This window comes from Pedobacter sp. KLB.chiD (assembly GCF_047040275.1).
Classification (GTDB): domain Bacteria; phylum Bacteroidota; class Bacteroidia; order Sphingobacteriales; family Sphingobacteriaceae; genus Pedobacter.
On record NZ_CP178207.1, the window covers coordinates 5,070,144 to 5,082,653 of the forward strand.

Sequence of the window (12,510 nt, forward strand, 5' to 3'; positions counted from 1 at the left end):
GATGAAATTTAATTCTCTTCATCAGTAATTTCTACTTTACGTAAAAAGAGAAGTCAAATTTAATTAACTTGACTCTCTAGGATTTAATTCGCCTTTTTTATATTGATATAAAACAACGGATCACGTTTAAAATTATCGTTGTTGATGCCGGCATCCACTTTAATGGTTTTCCAATCATTGGTAGGGTTGATCAAAGTATATGCACCGGCTTTTAAGGTTACCCGTACGGGCATATCAAATCCTTTAACATCAGTTAACCAACGATAGGAAAGGATACCATTGTTAATCTTATATTCCAGAACAGGCGGCTTGGTATAACGTAAATACTGATCGAAAACTTTATCTAATTTAAGTCCGCTTTGTTTGGCTATGTAATGTTCAACCTGCGCAGTGGTAACTGTCTGGTGATAAAAAGTTTTGTTCAGGCCACGGAGAATCTGTCTGAATTTTTCATCATTATTAATGAGTTGGCGGATGATGCTCACCAGATTTGCACCTTTCGGATACATATCGCCAGAGCCTTCTTTGTTTATGCCATAAGGACCGATTAAAGGTTTATCATTCTGAATAATTTTTTGTAGTCCGATTACATACTCGTCAGCAGCAGCTTTACCCTCGGTACATTCTGTAAACAGTACTTCAGAATAATTGGTAAAACCTTCATGAATCCACATATCGGCGATATCTTTCGCGGTAATGCTGTTTCCAAACCATTCGTGGCCACTCTCATGGATGGTGATAAAATCCCATTTTAAGCCATGTCCGGTACCGCTTAAATCTTTGCCTAAATAACCTGGTTTAAACTGATTGCCATACGCAACCGCACTTTGATGTTCCATACCCAAATGTGGTGCCTGAACCAATTTGTAGCCATCTTTATACCATGGATAGGGGCCAAACCAATACTCGAAACATTTTAGCATAGGTTTAACATCTGCATCCCAATGCGGGCGGGCTTTGGCACTGTCTGTTTGTAAGGCCCAATAATCAATGCTGAGTTTGCCGTTTTCGCCATCATAAGTATCTTGCCAATGGGCATACTTCCCAATGTAAAAAGTCACATCATAGTTGTTGATGGGGTTAGCAACAAACCAGTTGTATTGTTTGTACCCATCAGGTTGATCTACCGTATTTCTCAATCTTCCGTTAGATATTTCCTGTAAAGTTTTAGGGACACTAATGCTGATGAGCATACTGTCTACCTCATCGCTCTGGTGATCTTTATTGGGCCACCATACACTTGCGCCTAAACCCTGGCAGGCCACAGAAACGAAAGGATTGCCTGCAGCATCTTTTTTAAGGATAAAACCACCATCCCAGGGCGGTGTTTTGGCTACAGTGGGATTCCCTGAATAAAAAACGGTGAATTTATCTTTACTTCCTTTTTTAATTGCTTTAGGGAAGGTTACAAAAACAGCATTGTACTCGCGGGTAAAAGGTAAATCAACACCCTTGTACACTACCTTGTCTACTTTCAGGTTATCAAAAAGGTCAAACTGTAATCTGTTGAAATCCTGCGTTGCGGTAAAAGCAAATTCGTTGCTTCCGGCGATGGATTTCTGATCGATATCGATTTTTACGTCTAAGTGGTAATAGTTAATATCATAGCAGGTACGTAACGAAGTAAGTGTCCCACGAAGGCTATCAGCCCGTGAATTGACTTGGTTTTTGCCCAGCATTTGTGCCTGCACAATTGGAATGCTGAATGCCAGTGCAAAAAAGATAAATAGTTTTTTCATTTTGTTTGTTGGTTGAGCGAAGCCCCGGTCTCTATGTATAAGAACCGAGGCTTTGGTATATTTTAATTGGTTTATAATCGTTAGAAACGATTAATGATTACGCGCTCGTTTGGAAACGAGCGTGAGCTTATTTTATCACGTCAACTTCGATAAAACTATCATTAAAAACGGTTTGCGTGGCTTTAATATAGTCTGCTTCGGTTGCCTTATAAGGATTTTCTACAAATTTCTGAGGATTACGGGCAAATAACGGGAAAGCTGTGCTTTGCACCTGGATCATAATCCTGTGGCCTTTCTTAAAGGTATGCAACACATCCTGCAATTGAAAATTTACGTCTGTTTTTTGACTGGCCACCAATGCCTCTGGTTTTTCAAAACTGTTGCGGAAACGGGCCGGCATTATTTCCGAACGTACCATTTGCCAGTAATTGCTCAAAGTAATGTTCTTGTTTGGCATATAAGGATTGTTCGGCTCATCGGCCGGATATACATCGATCAGTTTCACTATAAAATCGGCGTCGGTACCGGTAGTGGCAATTTTAAGGTGCGACATAATTTCGCCGCCCAAAGTGATGTCGTTATCCAATACATCGGTCTGGTACACCAACACATCAGGTCTTCTGCCGGCAAAACGCTGGTCTTCGCTCATATAGTTGTGTGGAGTAAAACCTAATGTTGTGGTTAAGTCTTCGGTGTATGGAACAGGTTTTAACGGATCGCTGATGTAATTTACAGACCCTGGCGCTGTAGGAGCACTCATGCTTAACTTACCATCGGCACCCAGGTATAATTTTTGTTTACTCGCTTTTTCTGCCGGCCATTTGTTAAAAGTTTCCCACTGTTTCTTACCGGTATCAAACATATAGGCTTCCGGCAATCCGGTGTTTTTATCTCCATTGCCTTTTAAGAAATGGTTGAAAAATTTAGCTTCGATTTCTTTCTGGTAAAAAGTAGCGATACTATCGCCGAAATACACGTTGCTGTGCATGGTGTGGCCGGTTTCGCGGCTCCATCTGCCATGTCCGAAAGGACCCATTACGATGGTATTATAAGCATTAGGATTTTTCTTTTCGATGGTTTTGTATATGTTCAACGGTCCCGATAAATCTTCCGCATCATACCAGCCGCCTACTACCATTACTGCAGGTTTGATGGTGCCATAATGTTTTAGCAGACCACGTTTTTGCCAAAATTCATCATAGTTTGGATGGTTAATGGTTTCTTGCCAAAAGAAGTTGTTTTTATAATATTTATCGGCATTGGATAATGGACCAAGGTCTAGCGCAAACTGATAGCCATCTTTGGTTTTCGGCAGAATCAGCTGGTTATTGTACCAGGGTTTTGAAGTCGTATCTGTTTTCTGTACACCAAACAATGGGAACGTAAAAAAGTAGCTTTGCAGAAAAGCTCCGTTATGGTGGAAATCATCGAAAAAGAAATCTGAAATGGGAGCCTGTGGTGAGGATGCTTTTAACGCAGGATGATTGCTTAAAATGCCTGCCGCGGTATAAAAACCTGGATAAGAAATACCCCATTGCCCCACTTTACCATTATTGTTGGCTACATTTTTAATCAACCAATCGATAGTATCATAAGTATCAGAGCCTTCATCCACATCTTTCTTCGATTTTTTATTATCGATAACAGGTGTCATGTTGGTCCAGGTACCTTCGCTTTTCCACCGGCCACGTACATCCTGCATCACTACGATATAACCCTCTTTCATCATCAAGTCTGACGGACCTAAACGTGCAGGAAATTTATCTTCGCCATAAGGGGCAACACTATAACAGGTACGCTGCATTATCATCGGATACTTTTTGTCCTTTGACGCATCTTTTGGAGTGTAAATAGCCGTAAAAAGTTTGGTGCCATCGCGCATGGGGATGTACACTTCTTTTTTGGTATAATTTGTTTTTGAATATCCTGCATCGCTTTGCCCAAAGGCTGTGGATGCCGAAAGCAGGATCATGAGTAGTTTTAAGTATTTCATTTTTTAAGGATAATAAGCTGGATTTTGATTCCGGTTCGTAGGGACACGAACCGGGGATGAGTTACTTCAATAGGGAAACAGTAACAAAAGAACTGTTATGTACATCATGATAAATTCGATGTGTCGCCTTCTGAAAATCCTGTGGTTCGGCCTGATAGATATCCATAAATTTCTGGGGATTGCGATCGGCCAAGGGAAACCATGAATTTTGAATCTGGATCATGATTTTATGTCCTTTTTTAAAGGTGTGCGCGATATCCGGCAACGGATAATTTACTTTGGTAATGGCGCCAGGAACAAAAGGTTCAGGTTTTTCGAAACTGTTGCGGTATTTTCCGCGCATAATTTCACCGCGCACCAGCATTTCATAACCGCCCATAATTAAGTTTTTGGGATTCGGTATTGGGTTTGGCGCTTCTTCAGGATAAACATCAATCAATTTAACTACATAATCAGCATCGGTTCCGGTAGTAGAAACCACAAGATTGGCCAGCACAGGTCCGGTTAGGGTAATATCTTCCGTTAAGGCGTCAGTCTGATAAGTTTTAACATCTGGGCGGCGGGCTGCAAAACGCTGATCGTCTATCATGTACTCGCGGGTACGCCTGGCCTGAACGCCATCCTGGTAAGGTACCGGGTTATTTGGATCGCTCACATATTCATCCCAGCTATCAGTTCTGCCAACTTTTTCAAAGCTGAGCTTTCCGTTAGGCTGTAAATAAAGATTTTTGCTCTCTACTTCTTGTGGAGGCCAGGTATTGAATTTTTTCCATTCGTTACTTCCGGTTACAAAAATATTGGCTTCTGCTGCATTAAAATCTCCTTCTCCTTTTAAATAATGCTTAAAAAAAGGTAGTTCATACTGTTGCTGATAATCAATACTGGTGGTTTTGCCAAAGTTGATATCGCCAAGAAAAGAACCATCACTACGTACCCAGCCGCCATGGAACCAGGGGCCTGCAACGAGAATATTATTGGCGCCGGGATTCTGTTTTTCAATAGCTTTATAGGTATCAAAAGTTCCATAAGCATCTTCGGCATCAAAAAAGCCGCCCACCACCATCACGGCGGGCTTTACCTGGGTTAGATGAGGAGTAATTAAACGTGCTTTCCAGAAGGTATCTAAATTCGGGTGTTTAAATAAATCGTTCCAGAATTTAATACTGTCTGCAAAATAGCGTTCCTTCAGGTTCTTAACTGATCCGGCTTCTAAATAAAAACGATAATTATCCTGAATAGGAAACTGAAAGCCTTTTGGTCCTTTATCCGGTGTAATGGGCTTAGGCCTCGGCACCCCAAAACTACTCATAAAACTGAAGGCATCCATTAAAAATAGGGTACCACGGTGGTGAAAATCGTCGCCCATAAACCAGTCGGTAACCGGTGCCTGAGGAGAAACGGCTTTCAGTGCCGGGTGAGCATTTGGCAAAGAGGTGGTAGAATAAAAACCAGGATACGAAATGCCATAAATGCCAGCCTTTCCATTGTTTCCTTTTACGTTTTTAACCAGCCAATCAATAGTATCGTAAGTATCCGTACTTTCATCAATTGCAGTTTTAGATTTCTTTCCAACCAGCTGAGGACGGATATCTTCAAAAGTTCCTTCACTCATCCAGCGGCCGCGCACATCCTGATAAACAAAAATAAATCCCTCGCGCATCATGGCTGGGAAATTGCCCAGGCTTAATTTGTATTTATCTTCACCATAAGGAGCAACCGTGTAAGGCGTACGGTTAATTAACAATGGATATTTTTTGGATTGATTTTTTGGTATGTAGATGGAAGTAAATAACTTCACTCCATCTCGCATAGGAATTTGACGTTCTATTTTGGTGTAATTTTGTCTCACATATGCCGAATCGGTTTGTTGAGCCATTAATTCGTTAGAAATAAACAGGTAAAACAAAAGGCCAAAAATTCTGCTAAGGTTCATTTGAGCTGGTTTTTAGGAATAAAATTTAAATATAGGCAGATTAACGATTGATAAGAAAAATATAGTGCGTAAAAGGTTTGTTAGTATGGGAAACGAGGGTAGGGTGTACGATGTACGATGTAAGATGTAGGATGTACGATGTAAGATGGAAGATGGAAGACGCAGGATGATGACGGATGATGGCAAAGTCAGACCTTGTTAGTAGCCGTGCAAAAGAAAATTCGGTTATTTATAGATCATCGGAAAGAAAATTAATGGGGCATAGCTGTGCTATTGGATATTGTTTTCCAACCTGATTCGCTATTCGTCATTAATTTATCAAAATTTAGTTAAATATGGTTAAAGGATAATCTTTTAGACGCTTTTGACGTCTGATAGATAATTGATATAAACACAAAGCAATGAATAGGTTATTCAGTAAAGGATGGGTTGTTTTTGCTGCAGCAGCGATGATAGCAACCTTGAGTATCGAAAGTGTTTCTGCACAGCGGCCGAGTAGGAGCGGTGGCGGTTTTTTCGGTGGGGGCAGATCAGGCTCAATTGGCTCATCGAGAGGTGGTGGATTTTCTCATCAGCCCACCATGCGCGGGCCAGGCAGGGGTAGTTTTTCTACTGGTATCCGTTCCGGCAGATCAAGTTATGGATATTACCGGCCAGGTTATCGGGTGGGATATGGCAGGCCATACTATGGGTACAGATTTGGTTTCGGAAGACCTTATTACAGACCATATTATAGTTATTACAATTTTTACAGGCCGTTTTTAGGTGTCAGGATTAGTGTACTGCCGTATGGATATTATCCATTCTGGTATGGACCAACCCAGTTTTATTATTCCGGCGGATTGTTTTATCAACAAAATAATGATCAATACGAAGTGGTCACACCACCAGTTGGTGCCGAAGTACCGAATTTGCCATCTGATGCCAACCGGATAACCATTAATGGAGTTGACTATTACGAATACAAAGGTGTTTATTATACCCAAAAAGAAAATGCTGATGGTAAAACGGTATATGTGGTAGCTGGAAAAGATGGCGTTTTGAATACTACAGATGGTTCGGCTAATACGCCTAACATTGGTGATATCATTAACCAGTTGCCTGAAGGATGCAGAGAGGTGACCATTAAAGACGAAAAATACTTTGTTTCGCCCGATGATGTGTATTATGAAGAGGTGGTTGATGGAACAAATATTACCTACCGCGTAATCGGTAAATTGTTTTAATGCGATTTATCAATATAAGTGCTGGCCATTTTAAAGTATGACCAGCATTTTTTATTTCTAATGTTCTTAATTTCTAATGATGAGTTTATTTTTATTATCAAGGAATAAATATGCAATCGGATGTTACCACCCGGCTGTTTTGTTCTAAAAAAGGATTATATAGGGCGCTAAATTAATGTTGAGCCTGTTAGATGGTAAAAGCGAGCAGCTGACATAAGAACAATTCTAAAAAGACTGTGAAATAATTCAGAATGACTTATCCTGGCCCGTCAAAAAAACATATTTTTACAGTCTAAATATTTCGATTTGAAATCCATACAACCATATATCATTGTCTATGCTCTTTTTGCTGTTATTTTCTATTCCTGTTCAGTAACTAAGCATGCTAAAGTTAAACAGGAAGAGACCAGTATTTCAGCTGTAAAGTTTTTGGATGGATATATAATGCCCTTAAACCCGGTTTTCCAAAATACCGTTGTTGGAGGTTTATCGGGGATTGATTATGATGTAAAGCAGAACCAATATTATTTGATCAGCGATGATCCATCGCAATTTAGTCCCGCAAGGATTTACACCGCAAACATTGATCTCAAAGAAAATAAAATCGATACCATCCGGATTACGGGCGTTACTTTTCTTTTACAGGAAAACGGAAAACAATATCCCAAATATGGCACGGATAAAAGGGTGAAGCCAGATGGGGAGTCTGTTCGTTTTAATCCAGTTACCAATCAAATGATCTGGAGCAGCGAAGGCGAAAGGTTGTTTAAAAATGGTGATACGACCATTGTTCAGCCCAGTTTAACTTTTATATCTACAACAGGCAAATTTTTGGATACCCTTCCGCTACCCAAAGGCTTCCACTTTACCAATACAGAGAGCGGTCCACGAAAAAATGCTTTGTTTGAAGGTTTGACCTATGCTGATGATTACAAAACTTTATATGCCAGTTTAGAAGAACCACTTTATCAGGATGGCCCGCAGGCCGCTTTTAAATATGATCAAGCTTTAACGCGAATTTTAAAGTTTGATGTGGCAACTAAAAAGAATATTGCACAATATGCTTATAAGCTTGGCGCTTTACCTGTTAAACCTACTGTTGATAATGACTGGAATGTAAATGGAATTTCCGAAATACTGGCCATTAACCCTCACACGCTTCTGGTAATGGAACGGGCCTGGGCAAAAGGGCATGATGACCATACTTTTTTAAAACTTTACCTGGTTGATCTTAATGGCGGAGAAAATGAAATCGATAATCCATCTTTTATAAAAAATCCACCTAAGCCGCTCAGCAAAAAACTGCTTTTCGATTTTGATAGCTTAAACAGGCACATCGATAACTTTGAAGGGGTAACTTTTGGCCCAAAACTTGCCAACGGGCATCATTCGTTGATATTTTGTGTAGATAATAATTTCAGTAAATCTCAGGTGCAGCAGTTTTTCCTTTTTGAGATTATCCCATAAACCATTCAGTTAAAAATTTATAATGAGTAAAATAAAAGCCCTGCTTTTCGATTTAGATGGTACACTGATTGATTCTGAAAAATTTCATTTCGATTGCTGGAATACCTTTTTGTGTGACTATAATGTAACCATTGATTTTAAAGACTGGTTAAGTAATTATGCAGGAATACCACTGCCGAAAAATGCAAAAACCATTATAGACCGCTATAAAATTGAGGAAGATTTAGCAAGCTTTATTGAGAGAAGGGAAAAAATCACTTTTGATGGGTTTAGAACAACGGATATTAAATTAATGCCACATGCCTTGGAGTTTATACAGTTTGCCTACGAAAAAGGACTTACGCTTGCGGTGGTTACCGCTAGCCCAAAGATTGATGTGGAAGCCGTTTTTGAGCGTAACGGGCTGGCCAGATATTTCAGTTTATTTATCACGAGAACAGACGTAAGCAAATCTAAACCCGATCCCGAAAGTTATAACCTCTGCGTGGAGCGGTTGGGTTTCGCAAAAGAAGAATGTATCGTTTTTGAAGACACCCTGAATGGTGTTAAATCGGCCCTGGCTGCTGGTATTACCTGTTATGCCATACAGAGCAATGTGCGTGCACACCAAAAATTGAAAATAGCTGATGAACTTTTCCTCAGTTTTGCGAATGCCAAAGCATTTATGCTACAAAAGGAATTAATCTAGGTTCTAAAATTAACTGGTTGTTAATGTAGTAACAGGATTTAATATGGTGAAAAAAGTTTTATGGATTTTATTTGCAACTTTCGCATTGCTAGTTGGACTTTATCCAATAATTTACTTTTTGATCGATAGAAAATTTGGACTGTTAAATTCAAAATCAATTGAGTTATTGAGTAATACCTGCTGGAATATGGGTTTTTATACGCATATTATCTTGGGAGGAATTGCTCTATTGATTGGTTGGACACAATTTAGTCCGAAAATGAGAAATAGTCGAATGGCATGGCATCGGAAACTGGGTAAAGTTTATGTGGTTTCCGTCCTGCTAAGCGCATTAGCTGGTATCTATATTGGCTTTTTTGCAACAGGTGGATGGGTTTCTTCCGCAGGGTTTATCAGTTTAGGCGTCATTTGGTTTTTTACCACATTAAAAGCTTATTTATATGTTAGAAACGGCGAGATTGAAAAGCATCAAATAATGATGGTTTACAGTTATGCTGCTTGTTTTGCTGCAGTAACCTTAAGGATCTGGTTGCCAATATTGACCATAATGTTTGGCGATTTTTTTAAAGCCTACCTGGTTGTTGCCTGGTTATGCTGGATTCCAAATTTGATTGTTGCCTATTTAATCACCAGAAAAACATTAACCAATAAATGGTTTGGTCGCCCTATCCGCTGAAATAATTGAATTTTATATGATGTCTGCTCAGGAAATTTTATCCGGTGTCGGATCATTTTCATCTTATGATCTGCTTCTTTTTGAAGCAAAAGCGACGCGAAAAATATTCAAGAAAAACGATACGTTATTGAAAAAAGGTGAGGTTTGTCAATCCATCTATTTCATCTTATCAGGATCTTTCTTTCAATTTAAATCTGATGGCCTGGATGAAACCATTATCGATCTGCACCTACGCAATGAGTGGATGTACAATCACCCGAGTTTAATAGACCAACAATCATCCGAAACGACTATTAAAGCATTTGAGGACGCGGAGGTGGTTGAGTTGAGTTTACAACAGCTGCACGAACTGATTGCCAGATCACCATCTTTTTTAAGCTTTGGAAAGATTTTCGATCAAACGAACCATCGGACTTACTTCTTCGATAATGCATTAAGTCCTGTACAAAAATATAACTACATTAAAAACGTAAAACCGCTTATTGTACAGGTTTTTCCTGTAAAAATGATTGCCTCTTACCTTAAAATAGCGCCCGAAACACTCAGTAGGGTTAGGGCAGGTAAATAATTTCCTGATTTCGATCAAGTGCTGTTTTTGACAAAATTTCCCATTTTTGAAATAAAAAAATATGCTAACAGAAATCAATCCGAAACTTCCCATGCGTGATAAAGAAATCACCAGAGATTTTTATGTGAATAAATTAGGCTTTGAAGACATTGGTGTCGACAATTTTAAGGATTACCTTATGGTGCAAAAAGATCATGTTCAGCTTCACTTTTTTTTATTCGAAGCACTCGATCCCAAAGAAAACTATGGCCAGGTTTACCTCCGCACAGATGATATAGAAGACTTATACAAATGGATGCTGGATAATAAACGAAGCATTCATCCGAATGGGCATCTACAAACAAAACCTTGGGGGCAAAAGGAGTTCTCTATGCTCGATCCGGACAACAATTTACTTACTTTCGGACAAGAGGCCTAGGGGGTGGTTAGTTCAATAGTCGATAGTTCATTGGTCAATCGTTAATTAGTCGGTGGCTCATAGTTTGATAGTTTGTGATTATTGATATGGTTAATTAACGCAAAACATTATAGGCTGAGCCCGGTTGATCTGATTTTTTGCCGGGCCATTCAAATATTTTATAGTCTTAAAGTAAAATATTTTTATGCTCAGCACTTTGAGACAGTTGAACTTTGTGTGATTATCCTCTTTGGTCTCAATAATGAAGCCTTGACTATGGGGATGGGCCAATAATCTTATAGACTGATGTCTGGAATTGGAAGACTATTGCCTAATCACTTTCAGCTTTCCGCCTTTTTTCCATACCTTTGGCTAATCAAAATACTCAAGAAATTATGCAATACGATGTCGTTGTTATCGGTTCAGGACCGGGCGGTTATGTAGGCGCAATCCGTTGTGCTCAGTTAGGTTTAAAAACTGCAGTAGTAGAAAAATATAAAACTTTTGGAGGTACTTGCTTAAACGTAGGTTGTATCCCATCTAAAGCTTTGTTAGATTCGTCGGAGCATTTTCACAACGCTGCCCATACATTTACTACTCACGGTATCGATTTAAAAAACCTTAAAGTTAATATGCCACAAATGATCGCCCGTAAAGACGATGTTGTTGCTCAAAATACTGCCGGTATCACTTATCTGTTCAAAAAAAATAAAATCGATTCTTTCGAAGGTGTAGGTTCTTTTGTAGATAAAAATACCATCCTGGTAACCAAAACTGATGGTACTACTGAAACTTTATCTGCTAAAAATGTAATTATTGCTACAGGTTCTAAACCAACTACATTACCGTTTTTGCCAATTGATAAAAAACGCATTATTACTTCAACCGAAGCTTTAAACATTAAAGAAGTGCCAAAAACCATGGTGGTAATCGGTGGTGGTGTAATTGGCTTGGAATTGGGTTCAGTTTATGCCCGTTTAGGAACAAAAGTTTCAGTGATTGAGTTTTTGCCATCCATCATTGCAACAATGGATGCAAGTTTAGGTAAAGAACTTCAACGCGTATTGAAAAAAAACCTGGGCATGGAGTTTTACATGGGCCACAAAGTTACCGGTGCTACCAATAATGGTAAAACGGTAACAGTTACAGCAGATAAGCCTAAAGGGGAATCCATTTCGTTAGAAGCTGATTATTGCATTGTTGCTGTTGGCCGTACTGCTTATAGCGAAGGTTTAGGTTTAGATAAAATTGGTATCACTGTTGAGGAGAGAGGTAAAAAAATTCCGGTTAATGAGCATTTAGAAACTTCGGTTAAAGGTGTTTATGCCATTGGGGATGTAATTACCGGAGCCATGTTGGCGCACAAAGCAGAGGATGAAGGTACTTACGTTGCCGAAACCATTGCCGGCCAAAAACCACACATTAATTATAATTTAATCCCAGGTGTAGTTTATACCTGGCCAGAGGTGGCTTCTGTAGGTTTAACAGAAGATCAGTTAAAAGAAAAAGGTGTAAAGTATAAAGCAGGTTCCTTTCCTTTCAAGGCCAGCGGACGTGCAAAAGCAAGTATGGATACTGATGGTTTCATTAAAGTTTTGGCTGATGCTGCTACTGATGAGGTTTTAGGTGTACATATGATTGGACCGCGTGCTGCGGATATGATTGCTGAAGCCGTTATCGCCATGGAATTCCGTGCGTCTGCTGAAGATATTGCACGTACCTGCCATGCACATCCAACTTATACGGAAGCGTTGAAAGAAGCTGCTTTAGCTGCAACCGAAAACAGAGCAATACATATTTAGACAAAGCTGTTTAATGAATAA

10 protein-coding genes are annotated in these 12,510 nt (G+C 39.4%); 7 read left to right on the forward strand and 3 right to left on the reverse strand.

The annotated features are described in order from the left end of the window. Positions 1-83 precede the first annotated feature (83 nt). From ACK1I8_RS21055 to ACK1I8_RS21065, 3 genes are all read right to left on the reverse strand, one after another. A complete protein-coding gene (locus ACK1I8_RS21055; protein ID WP_412467215.1) occupies positions 84-1,739 on the reverse strand; it encodes a M1 family metallopeptidase in 1,656 nt (551 codons plus the stop codon). A gap of 127 nt (positions 1,740-1,866) precedes the next feature. Further along, the gene (locus ACK1I8_RS21060) at positions 1,867-3,732 is read right to left on the reverse strand and encodes a CocE/NonD family hydrolase (protein ID WP_412467216.1); all 1,866 of its coding nucleotides are present in this window, start codon (positions 3,730-3,732) and stop codon (positions 1,867-1,869) included. 61 nt (positions 3,733-3,793) lie between these two features. Beyond that, on the reverse strand, positions 3,794-5,665 hold the full coding sequence (locus tag ACK1I8_RS21065; protein WP_412467217.1) for a CocE/NonD family hydrolase: 1,872 nt from the start codon (positions 5,663-5,665) through the stop codon (positions 3,794-3,796). Positions 5,666-6,066: 401 nt separating this feature from the next. On the opposite strand from ACK1I8_RS21065, the gene ACK1I8_RS21070 reads away from it, so the two are divergent. The 7 genes from ACK1I8_RS21070 (at position 6,067) to lpdA (ending at position 12,489) form a co-directional block, all read left to right on the forward strand. After that, the gene (locus tag ACK1I8_RS21070) at positions 6,067-6,891 is read left to right on the forward strand and encodes a DUF6515 family protein (RefSeq protein ID WP_412467218.1); all 825 of its coding nucleotides are present in this window, start codon (positions 6,067-6,069) and stop codon (positions 6,889-6,891) included. A 306-nt stretch (positions 6,892-7,197) separates the two neighbouring features. Continuing rightward, positions 7,198-8,358 carry an esterase-like activity of phytase family protein gene (locus ACK1I8_RS21075; RefSeq protein WP_412467219.1) on the forward strand — a complete coding sequence of 387 codons (1,161 nt, stop codon included), beginning with the start codon at positions 7,198-7,200 and terminating at the stop codon, positions 8,356-8,358. A 22-nt stretch (positions 8,359-8,380) separates the two neighbouring features. Next, positions 8,381-9,046 carry an HAD family hydrolase gene (locus ACK1I8_RS21080; RefSeq protein WP_412467220.1) on the forward strand — a complete coding sequence of 222 codons (666 nt, stop codon included), beginning with the start codon at positions 8,381-8,383 and terminating at the stop codon, positions 9,044-9,046. Positions 9,047-9,164: 118 nt separating this feature from the next. Beyond that, positions 9,165-9,722 (forward strand): DUF2306 domain-containing protein, encoded by a 558-nt coding sequence (locus ACK1I8_RS21085; protein ID WP_412467221.1) that lies wholly within the window; start codon positions 9,165-9,167, stop codon positions 9,720-9,722. Between the two features lie 16 nt (positions 9,723-9,738). Further along, positions 9,739-10,290, forward strand: a complete 552-nt coding sequence (locus tag ACK1I8_RS21090) for a Crp/Fnr family transcriptional regulator (RefSeq protein WP_412467222.1) — start codon at positions 9,739-9,741, stop codon at positions 10,288-10,290. Positions 10,291-10,351: 61 nt separating this feature from the next. Then, positions 10,352-10,708, forward strand: a complete 357-nt coding sequence (locus ACK1I8_RS21095) for a bleomycin resistance protein (protein WP_412467223.1) — start codon at positions 10,352-10,354, stop codon at positions 10,706-10,708. Positions 10,709-11,082: 374 nt separating this feature from the next. Next, the gene (gene lpdA, locus ACK1I8_RS21100) at positions 11,083-12,489 is read left to right on the forward strand and encodes a dihydrolipoyl dehydrogenase (protein ID WP_412467224.1); all 1,407 of its coding nucleotides are present in this window, start codon (positions 11,083-11,085) and stop codon (positions 12,487-12,489) included. The last annotated feature ends 21 nt before the right edge of the window (positions 12,490-12,510 follow it).

Coding starts and splice junctions, on each gene's coding strand:
- ACK1I8_RS21055 (WP_412467215.1), bottom strand. CDS start 1,739: ATGAAAAAACTATTTATCTTTTTTGCACTGGCATTCAGCATTCCAATT.
- ACK1I8_RS21060 (WP_412467216.1), bottom strand. CDS start 3,732: ATGAAATACTTAAAACTACTCATGATCCTGCTTTCGGCATCCACAGCC.
- ACK1I8_RS21065 (WP_412467217.1), bottom strand. CDS start 5,665: ATGAACCTTAGCAGAATTTTTGGCCTTTTGTTTTACCTGTTTATTTCT.
- ACK1I8_RS21070 (WP_412467218.1), top strand. CDS start 6,067: ATGAATAGGTTATTCAGTAAAGGATGGGTTGTTTTTGCTGCAGCAGCG.
- ACK1I8_RS21080 (WP_412467220.1), top strand. CDS start 8,381: ATGAGTAAAATAAAAGCCCTGCTTTTCGATTTAGATGGTACACTGATT.
- ACK1I8_RS21090 (WP_412467222.1), top strand. CDS start 9,739: ATGATGTCTGCTCAGGAAATTTTATCCGGTGTCGGATCATTTTCATCT.
- ACK1I8_RS21095 (WP_412467223.1), top strand. CDS start 10,352: ATGCTAACAGAAATCAATCCGAAACTTCCCATGCGTGATAAAGAAATC.
- lpdA (WP_412467224.1), top strand. CDS start 11,083: ATGCAATACGATGTCGTTGTTATCGGTTCAGGACCGGGCGGTTATGTA.